Origin of the sequence: Azospirillum sp. B2RO_4, assembly GCF_051124815.1 — a bacterium.
GTDB lineage: Bacteria > Pseudomonadota > Alphaproteobacteria > Azospirillales > Azospirillaceae > Azospirillum.
Map to the genome: position 1 here is coordinate 2,514,039 of NZ_CP118485.1, position 13,897 is coordinate 2,527,935.

17 protein-coding genes and 1 pseudogene are annotated in these 13,897 nt (G+C 66.3%); 4 read left to right on the plus strand and 14 right to left on the minus strand.

What is annotated here, in order from left to right; translation table 11 throughout:
• Window positions 1-54: 54 nt before the first annotated feature.
• From PWS46_RS12010 to PWS46_RS12025, 4 genes are all read left to right on the plus strand, one after another.
• Window positions 55-258, plus strand: coding sequence for a hypothetical protein (locus tag PWS46_RS12010; RefSeq protein ID WP_434615402.1), 204 nt, complete (start codon window positions 55-57; stop codon window positions 256-258).
• A gap of 458 nt (window positions 259-716) precedes the next feature.
• The gene (locus PWS46_RS12015; protein WP_434615405.1) at window positions 717-1,232 is read left to right on the plus strand and encodes an SHOCT domain-containing protein; all 516 of its coding nucleotides are present in this window, start codon (window positions 717-719) and stop codon (window positions 1,230-1,232) included.
• Between the two features lie 148 nt (window positions 1,233-1,380).
• Window positions 1,381-2,001 carry an AAA family ATPase gene (locus PWS46_RS12020; RefSeq protein WP_434615408.1) on the plus strand — a complete coding sequence of 207 codons (621 nt, stop codon included), beginning with the start codon at window positions 1,381-1,383 and terminating at the stop codon, window positions 1,999-2,001.
• A 70-nt stretch (window positions 2,002-2,071) separates the two neighbouring features.
• Window positions 2,072-2,701 carry a ParA family protein gene (locus PWS46_RS12025; protein ID WP_434615410.1) on the plus strand — a complete coding sequence of 210 codons (630 nt, stop codon included), beginning with the start codon at window positions 2,072-2,074 and terminating at the stop codon, window positions 2,699-2,701.
• A 224-nt stretch (window positions 2,702-2,925) separates the two neighbouring features.
• Here the strand turns inward: PWS46_RS12025 and PWS46_RS12030 are convergent, their stop codons facing one another.
• The 14 genes and pseudogenes from PWS46_RS12030 to PWS46_RS12095 all read right to left on the minus strand — a co-directional run bounded on the left by PWS46_RS12030 (window position 2,926) and on the right by PWS46_RS12095 (window position 13,808).
• A complete protein-coding gene (locus PWS46_RS12030) occupies window positions 2,926-3,636 on the minus strand; it encodes a LamG-like jellyroll fold domain-containing protein (protein WP_434615413.1) in 711 nt (236 codons plus the stop codon).
• A complete protein-coding gene (locus PWS46_RS12035; RefSeq protein ID WP_434615416.1) occupies window positions 3,633-5,969 on the minus strand; it encodes a beta strand repeat-containing protein in 2,337 nt (778 codons plus the stop codon). The genes PWS46_RS12030 and PWS46_RS12035 overlap by 4 nt, the downstream gene beginning before the upstream one ends.
• A gap of 2 nt (window positions 5,970-5,971) precedes the next feature.
• On the minus strand, window positions 5,972-6,139 hold the full coding sequence (locus PWS46_RS12040; protein ID WP_434615419.1) for a hypothetical protein: 168 nt from the start codon (window positions 6,137-6,139) through the stop codon (window positions 5,972-5,974).
• 13 nt (window positions 6,140-6,152) lie between these two features.
• A complete protein-coding gene (locus PWS46_RS12045; protein WP_434615422.1) occupies window positions 6,153-6,335 on the minus strand; it encodes a hypothetical protein in 183 nt (60 codons plus the stop codon).
• Window positions 6,336-6,351: 16 nt separating this feature from the next.
• Window positions 6,352-6,591, minus strand: a complete 240-nt coding sequence (locus PWS46_RS12050; protein ID WP_434615425.1) for a hypothetical protein — start codon at window positions 6,589-6,591, stop codon at window positions 6,352-6,354.
• The gene (locus PWS46_RS12055) at window positions 6,588-7,352 is read right to left on the minus strand and encodes a DUF5681 domain-containing protein (protein ID WP_434615428.1); all 765 of its coding nucleotides are present in this window, start codon (window positions 7,350-7,352) and stop codon (window positions 6,588-6,590) included. The genes PWS46_RS12050 and PWS46_RS12055 overlap by 4 nt, the downstream gene beginning before the upstream one ends.
• Before the next feature lie 160 nt (window positions 7,353-7,512).
• Window positions 7,513-8,199, minus strand: a pseudogene (locus PWS46_RS12060) (putative metallopeptidase); the annotation flags it as partial.
• Window positions 8,091-8,336, minus strand: coding sequence for a hypothetical protein (locus PWS46_RS12065; protein ID WP_434615431.1), 246 nt, complete (start codon window positions 8,334-8,336; stop codon window positions 8,091-8,093). The gene PWS46_RS12065 and the pseudogene PWS46_RS12060, both read right to left, overlap by 109 nt.
• Window positions 8,333-8,878 carry a hypothetical protein gene (locus PWS46_RS12070; protein ID WP_434615434.1) on the minus strand — a complete coding sequence of 182 codons (546 nt, stop codon included), beginning with the start codon at window positions 8,876-8,878 and terminating at the stop codon, window positions 8,333-8,335. Before PWS46_RS12070 ends, PWS46_RS12065 begins: the two co-directional genes overlap by 4 nt.
• On the minus strand, window positions 8,878-9,744 hold the full coding sequence (locus PWS46_RS12075; protein WP_434615437.1) for a helix-turn-helix domain-containing protein: 867 nt from the start codon (window positions 9,742-9,744) through the stop codon (window positions 8,878-8,880). The genes PWS46_RS12070 and PWS46_RS12075 overlap by 1 nt, the downstream gene beginning before the upstream one ends.
• On the minus strand, window positions 9,741-11,150 hold the full coding sequence (gene dnaB, locus PWS46_RS12080; protein WP_434615439.1) for a replicative DNA helicase: 1,410 nt from the start codon (window positions 11,148-11,150) through the stop codon (window positions 9,741-9,743). Before dnaB ends, PWS46_RS12075 begins: the two co-directional genes overlap by 4 nt.
• Window positions 11,143-11,340 carry a hypothetical protein gene (locus PWS46_RS12085; RefSeq protein ID WP_434615442.1) on the minus strand — a complete coding sequence of 66 codons (198 nt, stop codon included), beginning with the start codon at window positions 11,338-11,340 and terminating at the stop codon, window positions 11,143-11,145. Before PWS46_RS12085 ends, dnaB begins: the two co-directional genes overlap by 8 nt.
• Before the next feature lie 217 nt (window positions 11,341-11,557).
• A complete protein-coding gene (locus tag PWS46_RS12090; protein WP_148294184.1) occupies window positions 11,558-11,737 on the minus strand; it encodes a helix-turn-helix domain-containing protein in 180 nt (59 codons plus the stop codon).
• Between the two features lie 841 nt (window positions 11,738-12,578).
• Complete coding sequence (locus PWS46_RS12095) at window positions 12,579-13,808, minus strand: tyrosine-type recombinase/integrase (protein ID WP_434615445.1); 1,230 nt, start codon at window positions 13,806-13,808, stop codon at window positions 12,579-12,581.
• Window positions 13,809-13,897 lie beyond the last annotated feature (89 nt).

Sequence of the window (13,897 nt, forward strand, 5' to 3'; positions counted from 1 at the left end):
GTTCACGGCGGAAGGTTGCGTCTGCCCGCCGAAGGCAGATGCAGAGCCGGCTGAATGAAGCCCGCCTCCTCCTCGATCATCGTCGACGAAGCCGGCCCGCAGAAGTTTACCCTCGCCGTGGTGTTCGACGGCCAGCGGTTCGAATGCGGAAGCTACATCAGCCGGGCCGCAGCGTTGCAGGCCGGACGGCTGTTCGTCCAGCGCAAGGAGGGGGAGGCGGCCGGCGGCCGGACGAAGCGGAAGCCGGGCAAAGGGTGACCCTCGGCGGCTCGCCGCTTCGCCAGCGTCTCAAACGATGCAAGGAAGCGGATCGCCTGATGCGTGAGCATCCGCCATCCGCCGACAACCGCTTCCCCTGTTGGCACGAGCCTCGGTGCCGGCATTGCTGTCGAGATCGTCGCAAGTTCAGCTACTGACCAACGGAACGATCTCGACTTTTCAGGGATGCCCCGTCACTCTAAGGGTTGCGCTAATCGCAAGCGACTCTCGCCTTGTGAAGGGGTGTCAGAGAAATGAAGCTGAAAACGAATGCAGAGGTACTTCTCTGGCTCACAGCGGGATCCTTACTCTCTATTGTAGCAATTAAATTTCTACACGCAGACAGGCCATTGCTGATGTGGGTAGCGCTGCTGGCAGCATGGCTCGCTCCAATTAAAATAATCGATTGTATTCGTGAAAATAAAGAAGACGGCAGTCAGAATTAAGGAGAAGAGGCAATGATTAGTCCGATCATGAAAATCGCTTTCTTGTCGCTGTCGCTTTCAGCTTGCGTAACCGATAACTACGCGACCGGGCCGATCAAGATGGACAGTCGGACGCTGGCCTGTTATATCAAATACAAGAACCTTCCTGCCCCTGAGTATTTCGCGGTGGCGGTCAATGGCTCGGGCTGCGGCTACAGCTATTGCCCGGACGTTGGGAACTGTGGCGGTAACCGGATCGGTATGGCCCTGGATTCCTGCCGGGCCTACGCGAAGACCGAGAAATGCGTGATCTATGCCTATGGCGGCAAACCCATCTTCGGCGGCGACGACATGCCGGGGGTGAAAGCCGATTCACCGAAACCAACTCCCGCTCAAGCAGCACCAGGACCGTCGACCGTCACCCTACCTTCCGTCCAGGCCCGCGGCGCCGAAGTGCGTCTGCGCGAGTTGCAGCGCCTCCGGGATCAGGGGTTGATTACCCCTGCCGAGTTCGATGAAAAGCGGCGCGAAATTCTCGGCGGGCTGTAAAGGTAACAACTATCTGCGCAACGCTGTGCGAGCTGACGCCAGCGAGTAGAACGTTGGCGTGCGCTTCTGATGGCAATGCTCCCGATGAGACCTTGACCAAGCGCTGGTGTCGGAAGACGGTCGCTGAATCCAGAGAGGTTTGGCGACCATGACGATCATCGCATTCGCGTCCGGAAAGGGCGGCGTCAGCAAGACCACGCTGGCCGCGTCGCTGGCGTCCTATTGGGCGCGGGAGGGGAGAATCGTCGCCTGCGTCGATGCGGATCCGAATGCGCACCTCGCGCGCTGGATCGGGCGCATGGCCATCGATGGCCTAACCTGTGAGGCGGCCGACAAGAACACCGTGATCCAGATGGTTCACGGGCTGGCGGATCAGCATGAAATGGTGGTCGTTGACGCCGCTCGCATGCAATGGCTCGGGCTGACCGAGATTGCCAAGGCGGCCGATCTGATAGTCATTCCAAGCATGACCAGCGACGGCGACACGGCGGAGGCGGCCCGAACCTATCACGCCGTCGACGATCTCGGCCAAGCCGGGAAGGCCGTGGCCATCCTCACACAGGCTGATCCGCGGACGGTGGTGGCCCAGCACGCGCGATCGCAGATCATCGCTGACGGCGTTCCACTGCTGGAGCCGGTGATGTCGTCGCGGGTGGCCTATCAGGAGGCATGGATTCGCGGGATCGCGCCGATCGACATGCGTAGCGATGCGCTGGCGATCGACATCGTGGCCATCGGCAGGGCCTTGAACTCAATGGCGGCAAAGTGATTGACGCTGACGAAGCGCAGGAGCCTGAAGCAGTCAGTGCAATTTCGACCGAGGATCAAGCTGCTACTGGTTGGATTTGGCGACCATGACAATTATTACTATTGCCATATCAAAAGGTGGAACCAGCAGGACCACGCTCGCGGCTGGATTGGCAGCCTACTGGGCGGCCGCTGGAAAGCGTGTCCTGGCGCTGGACGCAGATAATAACCGCAACCTACTCGACCGGCTGGACGGCTCTGGCATCGACTGCCGGCTGGTGGGCGAGGACGCCATCCTGGCCGAGGCGACGCGCGGCCGCGCCGATGCGGACGTGGTGCTGATCGATGTCGCCGGCCTGTTGGCGAAGGGCATGGTCTATGCCGCGGCGGCCGCCGACGTGGTGCTGATCCCCTGCCGGCCGGATCGGGCTGACATCGGGGAGGCGGCGCGCACACAGGACGTGGTGCGAAACGCTGAGGCGATGTCGCGGCGGCCGATCCAGCATGCCGCCATCTTGACCCAGGTCAACCCGCGCACCCAGGTGCTGGCGGTGGCGCGTGAGCAACTCGACCGGCTGGAGATCCCGCGCCTGTCGGTAGAGATGCCACTGCGCACAGCCTATGCAGAGGCCAGCTTTACCGGGCAGCATTTGGCGAGCGCAGGCGTGCGCGGCGATCTGTCGGCCATTGCCGGCGCAATCCTCCGGCTGGCGGGGCGATGATGGCGATCAAGGGAATTCGGCATGTCGAGCGGCCGGCGGCGGTGTCGGTGGAGCGCCCGTCATCGGTGGCGATGCCTCCCCGCCCAATGCCTCACCGGTGAGCAATTTGGCGCCGTCCCGCCAGCGATGCCGACGGGACGAGCTTGCCCCGCTCCCTTCCAGATCGAAAGGGAGCGTGTCGGCGGATCAGGCGGTTGGGAATGGTCCGGCGACCTCCTCCAGCATCAGCATGGCGGAAGGGTCGCCGGGGTGTATGCGGCGGTATGCACTGCGGCGTTCCACGCGGTGACATCGACCATGTAGCCGTTGAACCAGTTGCTCCCGGAAACCGCGGAGCCGATGCGCGTCGAGGTGCCGGTCACGTCGGTATAGGTGCCTGTCGTCGTTCCGATCAGCGCACCATCGGCGAACAGGCGCGTCGTCGTGCCGTCGTAGGTCACCAAGGCCTCATGCGTCGCGCCGTCACAGAGATTCGCGCTGCCGAATATGCCGGGGATGGAGCCGCCGCTCCAGAACTGCCAGACCAGCGCGCCAGAAGAATTGAGGTAGAGGATGCACTGCTCGCCGCCCGGCCCCCACCCGCCGTTCCCCGCCGAGTGGTTCATGATGAACTGGTAGGGCGACGGCGTGACCGACGTGCGGAACCGCGCTCCGAAGGAGAACGGGCTGCCGCCGATGCCGAAGTCGAACAGGCTGTCGGGCACGCCGATGTAGGCATTCGTCCCGTTGAACGCCAGCGACGAACCGTAGGAAGGCCACAGAGCCACAGCTGTGCTGATCTGCGCACCACCGCCCCAGGTCAATGGGTTGCCCAACTCGTCCGTCGTGGGCTTCGCCCCGTTCGCCCCCCGGCCCCGCAGAAAGAAGGTGCGGTTTGCGGCGTAGGGGTCGATGGCGCAGGCCACACCGAACCGCGCCGGCTGAATGATCATCATGCCGACTGCCTCCCAATGAGCGTGACCTTCAGCCCGGCCGCAGACCCGTTGCCGATCTGGTCGACATCCACGGTGATGACCGAGTCGTCGGCCAGGGCGGTGTCGGAGATGACCGGTGGCGTTGCCGCGGTGACGCTGGTGGTCTCGCCGTTGTCGATGGTCAGCTTGGTGGACAGGATCGACGCGCCGCTCTCGTTGATATCCACCGTGAAGATGCTGCCGCTCGTCTGGGCCGTGGTCAGGGACGCGCGGACGGCGGTCAGGGTGAAGGCGTAGGGCATGCGGAAGGTGACTTTCGCGATGCCAGTGGTAATGGCGGTGGTCTCGTCTCCGGCCGCCACGATGATGCTCTCCAGCTGCCGTTGGTGGACATGGCCGGCATCGGCAACGGTACCGGTCGATCCTGCGGATGCGGTGGCACCCAGAGGCTGGGCTGCGCTGGCGCTGATGCTGGCGGTGAGCGAACCGCCGGACAGGGTTAGGCCGGTCCCGACCGAGATCTCTTCGGTCGTGCCGGTCCCGGCCGTGGTGCGGCCGATCAGCCGGGCCGTCGCCATGCTGGTGCCGATGGTCGTGCCGGAGACAGTGATCAGGCCGGAACCGGTATAGGTCCCCACCCCGGCGAACTGCGTCCAGGTGATGGCGGTGGTGCCCAGCGTGCCGCCCTGGTTGGCGGTGCAGACCCACCCGGTATCGCCGTTGACGGTGCCCTGCTCGGCGAAGACGAAGGCGCCCGGCACCTCGCTCCAGGCGTCCATATCGGTGGCGCGGCTCCAGGCTCCGGAAGCCGCCACATAGATGCCGTTCTGCGCCTGGGCGGTCTGGTTCTTCACCAGAACGCGGGCGCCAGCCGTGACGGACACGCCGTCGATGGTCTGCGCGCCCGACAGGGAAATGTTGGCGGTGGTGGCGGCCAGCACGGACGCCTTGACGTCCAGGCCCTGGGCGATGTTGTCGACATACTGCTGGGTTGCCGCCTGGAGCGGACCGGCGGGATCGCCGGCCAGCGTCAAGGGGCCGGTCAGCGTACCGCCGATGAGTTGCAGATAGCGCGCATCTGCATCGCCGCGGGTTGGGATGCTCGTCGAGGTTCCGGCGCCGATGGCCCGCTTTACGAAGGTGTCCGCCCCCGTCTGCTCGACCAGGCCGGCGGTGGCGTCGAGGTCGGCAAGCGCGGTCAGCGTGGCATCGGCTGCCTGCGCCCCGATAGCCGCGGGCGTGATGGTGGCGGTTCCTGCCGCGGTCAGGCGCCCCTGCTGATCGACGGTGAGGGTCGCTACCTGGGAGGCGCTGCCGTAGCTGGCCGGCGTCACGGCGGTGTCGGCGAGCGCCAGCACGCGATCCGCCGACAGGTTTCCGCCGCCGGTCAGGCCGGTTCCCGCCGTCAGTGTGCGGCTGGTCGGCACGCCGCCGATGCCGGCCGGGGTGATCGTCGCCGTGGTGGCGTCGGTGACCTGCCCCTGCGCGTTGATCGTCAGCACCGGCACCGTCGTGTCGTCGCCATAGCTGCCGGCCGCGACGCCGGTGTTGGCGATGCTGATGGTCCCGGTCGAGGTGATCGGGCCGCCGGTCAGGCCGGTCCCGGTCGCCACGCTGGTGACGCCGGCCACGCCCTGGCTGACCCACTGCGCGCCGTCCCAGGCCTCGTTCACGTTGAGGTCGGTGTTGCGCCGGGTGAAGCCGACGGGCGGGGAAAGCGGGCGCTGCGCCGTGGTGCCACCGGGCGGCAGGAACCCGCCGGTGCCGGGCAGGCATGGGTCGCTGGCGATGCTGAACGTCGGGTTCCCGCCGGCGCCCTGCCCCTCCGTGACGTCGATCTGGTTGGCTGTGCCGGTCAGCGTCCGCGGGGAATAGGTGTCGGGGCCGGTGGAGCAGACCACGCCGGGGCCGGTCAGATCCTCCAGCGCCAGCAGACCGCCGGTCAGGGCGAAGGTCGGATTGCCGGCCACGCCGTCGGCATTGCTGATCGTGAAGCCCTTGCTCGGCCCGACCAGCGCGCGTGTGGTGACGCTGCCGCCGCCGGTCAGCGAGACCAGCCCCGTGGTCGACAGCAGGAAGAAGTTCAGCGCTTGGCCCGTCAGCGAGAAGGTCAGCGTGCCGCCGGCGCCGCTGTCGGTGCGGGTGATGCCGTTGGTGGCGCCGGCCGATCGGCTGTTCGGGAGCGTGCCGGACTCGCTGCCGACGGTAACGAAGGACTGTGTCAGCGCCTGCGCCGCGGCGCCGATCTGCTGAACCGTGGCGCGCTTGGTCTGGCCGTTCTGGTCGATGGGGACATAGTCGTTCGGATCGACCGACCCGGCCGGCGGGAGCTGGGAAATCGGAACCGACGGCATCGTTACGCCTCCTCGGTGGCCGGCTGCGGCACGGAAACGGTGACGGGGTCGCCGGAGGAGGTCGTGATCACCTTGCCGTCGAGCGTGACGAGCCGGAATGCCGTCGGCGCCTCCTCCTGCGGAGCGGTCGGATCGGGCGAGGGGGTGATCTCGGTGTTGTTCTGCGTCATGGGGCGGCCCTCCTTATCGGCCGTTGTCGGGAATGCTGACGATGGCGGTTGCCTGGGACAGGTCGATGCCCAGCCGTTCCGCGGCGGCCTCGACGGTCTCGCCCGGCCGGTAGATCAGGACGGCCGGTCCTGGCGGCGCTGGCGGGGGCGACAGCAGCGCCTCCAGCTTCTGCATGCGGCGGCGGGCTTCACGCATTGGCATCCTCCTTCGGTCAAGGGTTGCGCCGCACCATGTCCGCAAGCGCAGCCTCTTCCTCGGCGTTCAGGGTGCGGGCGCCCGGCTTCAGCGTCGCCATGCGGTCGGCGATGACGCGCAGGGTGTCGAGTGCCTCGCCGCCGATGGTGCGCAGCCATGGCCGGATGATGGTGGCGACGTCGTCCTGCAGGGTGCGCAGGCTGGCCGCACGGGCCTCCAGGTCGCGCAGCTTCGCCCTGACGGTGCGCGTGGTCATGCCGCCACCTCGTCGGCAATCGTCGTGACGGTCGCGCGGACCGCAGCCTCAATCTGGGTCCGGTCGGTCAGACGGCCGGGCGTGCCGATGGGCGGCACGTCGGACAGCAGCCGCCCCGTCTCGTCATCGGTGATGGCGTCGATGGTCTCGCCGCTGCGCAGGCGCTGGCCGATGCCGGCCGCCCATGCAGCACAGGCAGCGTCCCGTTCGGCCTTCGTCGGTCGACGGGCGGCGGAGAGGGACGACTCCATGGCGGTGATGCGCTGGCGGATGCGGGCGATGTTGTTGGTCATCATGTGTTCCTTTCGGTGATGGCCGTCTCCAGCTGGGCGAGACGGTCCATGAGGTCGGCGGTGTCGAAGGCTTTGCGAAACACCTCCACCAAGCCGGTGAGGGGTGAGGGTGGCTGCCTCGCTGGGGGTCAGGTCGCCGGCGGCGACCGCTTCCACGATTGCGGCGATGGCCTTGGGGGCGTCCTGCGGCTTCTCCAGCTTCGGCAGGGCGAACTGCATCGGCCGTTCCCGAACCGGCGGCAGGAGGCGTTCCAGGCACAGGCGGAGGGCAACGGGATGGCCCAGCTTCGCCAGCTCGGCGGCGCGCTTGGTGATTGCTTCGCCGTCCTGCTCCAGCAGTTCTTCCATGGCTCGGGTGATGCGGTTCCGGGCTCCCTTCGGCTTCCCCTTGGGGTTGCCGGACTGGCCGGGCTTGAACTGGCCGGGGTTCCGCCGCTTCGGGGTGCTGCTGGTCTTCTTCTCGGCCATGGGTCAGCCCCTCATGCCGCCCGACGGCCACAGGTGCCCCGCAGGTGTGGGCGATCAGCGCCGGCGCGATGGTGGGGCCACGCTGGGCCGCCGCGACGAGGTCCAGCGTCCGGCCGGCTGCCGCTCCGGCGCCGTACCGCTCCACCACCGTCACGAACTCCTCGACGTCGTGGCCGCGGATGCCGAATTTCGGCCGGCCGTCCTGCCCGAACTTCGGGGCGCCGAACTCGTCCAAGACGGGCGCGCAGTGGCAGAGTTCATGCTCGATCAGGGCGCAGAAGGTGGCATCATCCACCTCGGCCGCATGCTGGGCGTCGAAGGTCAGAACGAAGTCCGGGATCGCTCCGAACCATTCGACGAGCTGCTGCTCCTGACGCGACTTGCTCCAGGCGTTCCCGCGGAAGGCGGGGATCTCGGCCTGCCCTACGACGCGCTGCATGTGGCGCTTGTTGGGTGAGGTGGCCCACAGGCAGCCGAGAGACGCCTGCCGGAGGTGGGCGTGATGCGAGTTCTCCAGCAGCGCCCCCTCGGCGATGAAGGTCGAGCGGATCCATTCCTCCAGGTCGGGGGCAGGGACGGTCAGGCCGGTGGTGAGGAATGCCCGATGGGTGTCCAGCAGCCCGGCGACGTCGAACAGGAAGGCCGGTGGATGGGGACGCAGCATGCCGGCGGGGCGCTGGCTGAGGCTCCGGTCGAGGGGCTGCAAATTCAGGTGAGATACAGTCATGGCCGTTCCCTCTATGCGTGTCCGGCTTCGTTGACGAAGTGCGGCCTCATAGCGTCCAGCGCCGCGGCGGCTCGCCCCAACTCCTCGGCGGCGAACTCCTCGACGACGGCGCGGGACCATCCGGCTTCGATGCCGGCCTCGACGTAGGCGGCGAACAGGCGACCCAATTCGGCCCGGAACGCTGCTGGCGTCGGCTGACCGGCCAGCAGCGCCAGCAGGAACAGGCTGTGGGCGTTGAGGGCGCTGGCGTCGATCATTGCGCTTCCCCGGTGTTGGTCTGTCGCCGGGCCTGCTGCTGGGCTTCCACCCTGGCGCGGCGCTGCTCCTCCGCCTCCCTGCGCTGGCGCTCCCGCTCCATCCGTTCTGCGGCGATCAGCAGCAGCCGACGGCGGCCCTGGATGCTCTCGCATGCCCCGGCCAGCTCGGCGACGCTCGGCAGGAATTTGAGGGTGCGGACGATGGTCCGGCGCGCCTCTCGAACCACATCGGCCGGCCAGCGGGAGGCTTCCTTCGCCGCGGCGGCAATGTAGACGGCGAGGTTGTCCGGCTGGCGGGGGAAGCTGCCGATCATGACCGCGATCTCGGTGCGTGCTTCCCGCTCCTCCGCCGGGGGCGTCGCCAGCACGGCTTGCACCTCGTCGGCGATGATGGCCAGCGTGTGGGCGTCCAGCAAGCCACGGAAGGAGTCGGCCGGCCGGCTGACGAACTCCAGCAGCGTGTCGGCGTGCTGCTCGGCGGTGGGGGTGCGGCCGAACTCGGCGACCGCAGAGACGGGGCGGATGACGATGTCGTTGGGCATCACAGGGCCTCTCTGAATGCGCGTGCTTCGGGGGTATCGGCGAACACCCTGCTGGCCGCGTCCTGGATGGACTGGCGGCGCGGGCTGCTGTTGCCGACGGCATGGGGGCTTTGGTCTTCGGGAGTGTCCTTCCAGGCGCCGTGGCGCAGGAAGTTTGCGGGCTTCTTGACGTACCGGGTGGGGGTACTGTCCTGGGCGACCGCGGCGGCGTAGGCGCTGGCGCTGGCGATCAGGCCGGCCTGCGTTGCCCCCTTCTTCAGGGCTTCGCGATAGGCGGCGCGTGTCCCGTCCTCGTCGGTCTTCCTCGGATAGACGGTCCAGAACTCGTTGAACGCCTCTTCCGGGAAGGAGGGCTTGGCCGGCGTCTTCGCCTTCGCTGGAAGCGCAATTACCTTCGCGGTTTCCGGCGTCTGTTCACCGAACAGGTCGCCAGAAAGATCCTGGTGGTTCTTTGGTGGATCTAATGGTGGTTCAGGGTGCACGTCGTGCACCCCTACCCCCGCACGACGTGCACCCTTGGGGCGCACGACTTGCACCCCTGCACGTCCTGCACCCCTGCACGACGTGCACCCCTCCGGGGATTGGGATAGGGCGCCCAAATCAAGCCGGTATTCCCTGCCACGACGCCGTCCGGGATCCTCGTCAGCTACCTTCACCAGCAGCCCGGTGGCCTCCAAGTCCCGGAGGATGTACTGCACCTTGCGAGGACTCAGCCGGCATTCGGCAGCAACCCGCTTGACGCTGGGGAAAATCCCCCCGCCATGGTCGTCAGCGAAATCGGCCAGCCTGACCAGTACGATGGCCGTCATGGTGTCAAGCGGACGCGGGCTTTCCCAAACGGCGGCCATGGCGCGGAGGCTCATCATCGCCCCCCTCGGTGCAGGTTTTCGAAAACCTGCCGCTGGCCGTCGAAGCGAACGGCAACGGTGCCGGTGCCGCCCTGGCGGTTCTTCGCGATGATGATTTCACCGATACCCTGGCATTCGCTCAGACGCTGCACCCACTCGGCGTATCGGGCGTTGTAGACGTCCTGGCTCTCGTTCGCCCGACGCATCGGCTCGGCGCGCTCCAAGTAGTACTGTTCGCGGTACAGCATCAGCACGACGTCGGCGTCCTGCTCGATGGCGCCGCTGTCCCGAAGGTCGGCCAGTTGCGGGCGCTTGTCCTCGCGCTGCTCGACCTGTCGGCTGAGCTGGCACAGCAATACGACGGGGATGTCCAGTTCCTTGGCCAGCAGCTTCAGCGCCTTGGTGGTCTCCTCGACCTGATGGACCTTGTTCGCCCGCGGATCGGCCGGGCTGACCAGTCCCAAATAGTCGACCAGCAACAGCTTCAGGCCGTGCTTGCGCTGGTGCAGCCGGGCGCGGGCTGCGATCTGTGCGGCGGTCAGCCCGGCTTGCGGGTCGATCCGCAAGGGCATGCTGGCGAAATGCTGCTGGGCCTCGACCAACGCGCGGAACTGCTCCGGCGACAGGACGCCGCGCTGGCTCTGCACGTCGACTCCGCTGCGGGACGCAAGGAGGCGCTGGCCGAGACTGACTGTTCCCATTTCCAAGGATTGGAACAACGTGGGCTCGCCTCGGCCGGCCGCGTTGGTTGCCGCCGTCGTCGCCAGCACGGTCTTTCCCATGCTCGGCCGACCGGCGATGATAGCGAGGTCCCCGCGCTGGAGGCCGCCCAGCCGGTAATCCAGATCGGCAAGTCCGGTTGCAACGCCGGAGATGCCGTCGGGCGCCTGTTGGGCGCGCTCTGCCGCCCGGACTGCCTCCTCGACGGCATCGGCCGCGGTGGCGAGTTCAGCCTCTCCCCCGCGTGCGTGTGCGCGAAGGGCTGCCGTCTGCGCGTCCAGGTCGGCGATCAGATTCTCGGGCGCGGTGAGGTCTGGATGGTATGCCCGCTCCAGCGCCTCGGCGGTCACCTCGATCAGTTGCCGGCGGATGAACAGGTCGTGGATGGTCTTGCCGTAATCGCCGGCGTTGACCAGCGTCACGACATTGCCGGCGAGTTCGGCGAGATAGGCGCCGCCGCCCTCCTGCTGCAGGTCCGGGTCGGTGTCGAACATACGGCGCAGAGTGACGGGCGATGCCACCCGGCCGGCGCCGATTGTCTCGGTGATCGCCGCGAAGATCCGCTGGTGGGCCGGGTCGTAGAAGTGCTCCGGCCGCAGGAAGTCGCTGACCTTGGAGAACGCCCGATTGTTGGTCAGCAGCGCGCCAAGCAGGCCCTGCTCGGCTTCCTCGTTGTGCGGTGGCCTGCGGGGAGCGTCAGCCATGGCTTCCCCCCTCCAGCCGGTCGGCCGGCGTGTTCAGCCGGCCGGCGATGGCGCGGAGGTCCGCGGGGTCCAGATGCTGGGGTAGACGCTCCAAGTCCTCGACGATGCCACCGATGGTCTGGGTGGGCGTCAGCGGCCGGGAGATGTGTAGCCGGCGGCGAACGGGGAGGCGAACGACGGGGGCGCTCATGCGGCCCCCAGGCGGCTGAACGCCAGTTCCGCGATTGCAGCGGCGGTGGTCGGGCAAAGACCAAACCGACGAGCAACAGCATAGGCCGCGGCGGGGGTTGCATCGAAGGCAGTGAAAGGAGTAAAAATCGGAGCAGTCAGCAGTCCGAATTTACCCGCCGCCCCGGTCGCGCTCGCCACAAGCGCGGTGTCGGGGCGGTGGTGTTTTGGGGGCATTGTTACGCGGCTTCCAGGCTGGCCACGTATTCCTGAATGCTGGAGATCGGGACGAGCGTCTTGGTACCGATCTTGACGCGCTTCAGCTTTCCCTGCTTCAACAATTCGAAGAACTGGGTCTTACCCATGCCGCCGAGCATTTCGCGGCCTTTGCTCGTGTCAACGAGAAGCGGCTGAACCATTACAGTCTCCGTTCTTACAAGAACTGAGCGGACCTTATCGGTCCACTTCTGAGACTGTGCCGCCTAAAAAATCGGCAAGCAAAATTGGATAATCTGGCAATCGCTCCTGCCAATTTATTTCATGTCAGATTTTTTTCCGTCTTCCTCGTGCCTGCCAATGAGGTGGTGCCAGATCGATTCGGAGTTTCCGGATCCGTCCCGAACTGATACCGAGCTTGGCGCCCGCCGCCTCATCTTCATCTCGCGAGGGTGGTTTGATGGTAGGATCTTGCTCGAATGACGCAACTCGCTCTTTATACCAACGCTCAGCATCAGCTTCGGAGCAAGGTCTGTTCCGCCGCTCAGATGGAGAGGATGGGAGGCACTCCCCTTCATTGCCCTGTTCCGTCGTCTCAACAGAAGACCGTAGCGACCACAGCCTCGCAATATCAGCGCGGAGAACTCGTAGGTCGCTATCAGGGCGTGGCCCCGATGAGGGGTAAGGGTTGTAATTCCAGTCGACGGGAGATGGCGGCGCCTTCCTCCAAATGTATGAGCCGTTTGGCTTCTCGCCGGGCACACGCGACCAGAAGAGATGTCCCTCCCGGAATCGCTGCTCGACCGTGATAACGCCCTCTTCCCATGCGGCCTCGATAGTACGGCGCCCATCACAGTTTGCCCGTTCGGAGACTATCTCCGCTGCTTCGGTCAAGAAAATGTAAGTGCTTTCCCACATGAACGGACGCCTCCGCAGGCGCTGGCCGCAAAGAGGGTCGGCGCGGCGGGGTGATGCGGTGTCACCTGTTCCCCCCGTCGGGGTAGCCGCGCCGATGTCGTGCGCCCCGTCGTCACAGGGCAGTGATCAGGTCGCCTGCCGGCGTTCCGCCAACTCTACCACGTTGGCGCGGTTGCCGGTCACCACGCCCTCGACATGCCGCGCCCAAGCCTCCAGAGCCGTGCGCTTCTCCTCGCGGTAGGCGTGCACGTTGTAGGTCTTGTGCAGCGCCGGCCGGGAATGGTTCAGGATGTGTTCGATCACCTCCTGGGCGACACCAAGGCGTCCAAGCCCTGTGGCGACCGTGCGACGGATGTCGTGGATGGTCCAACCGGTCACCCCGCTTTCCCGGTCCAGGATCTCCTTCAGCCGCTTCATGCCGGCATAAGGCTTCTTCCCCTCCGCGTCGCAGGTGAAGACCATCGGCCCGAGTCGGGTCGCCCCGTCCAGCACCTCCAGCGCCGCGGTGGTCAGCGGGACCTCATGCTGCCGCTTGCCCTTGTTCCGCTCGGCCGGAAGCGTCCATAGGTCGTCGCCGATCTCCGACCATGGAAGGCACCGCACCTCGTCGCGGCGCTGGCCGGTGAGGATCAGCAGGCGCACGAGCTGATTGCTGGGATAGGACAAGCTGGCGGCGGCTTTCCAGATGGCGGCAAGCTCCTTGTCCTCAAGCACCCGCTCCCGGGGCGCCTCGATGTTCTTCCGGCGCTTCACCGTCGCGGCCGGGTTGACGTCCAGGAACTCCCGTTCCACTGCCCAGTTGAAGGTGGCGATCAGCTGGGAACGGATGCGGTTCACCTGGGCGTTCAGCCCCTTCTTGTTCTGCAGGTCGTCCAGCAGTTCCACGATGTCGGCGCGCCGCACCTCGTCCAGGGCCTTCGCCCCGATGACCGGCTCTACATGAGCGCTGAACATGAGCTCGACCGTCTGCCATCGGCGCTGGTTGGTCTTGCAGTACTCCTCGACATAGCGGCTCAGCAGCTTCGCCACGGTGGCTGGGCGCTTGGCGCTGCGCTCGTCGTCCTCGGCCGCGCGCTTCTCCTCAGCGATCAGGTCCTGCCCCTTCTTGCCCGCGTTGTAGATGTCGCGAGCCCGCTTTCGTGCATCGGATAGGGTAACCGATGGGTATGGCCCCAGAGACTCCTGGCGGAGCGTCGCGTTCCCCTTCACGCGGTATTTCAGCCTCCAGGATTTTGCCCCTGTGGGCGTCACGCGAAACTCTAAGCCGGGCACGGCTTCGTCGTAGATGACCAATCGCCCCGCCTCGGGCGGCTTCATCGTTTGCAACTGCCTGTCCGTCAGCTTCGATCTCGCCATATCTGCCCTGATCCGTCTGGGGCCACACCGGGGCCACAGAATATCACGGCACCGTGAGAACCACAACGAACCGACATGAACCATAAATC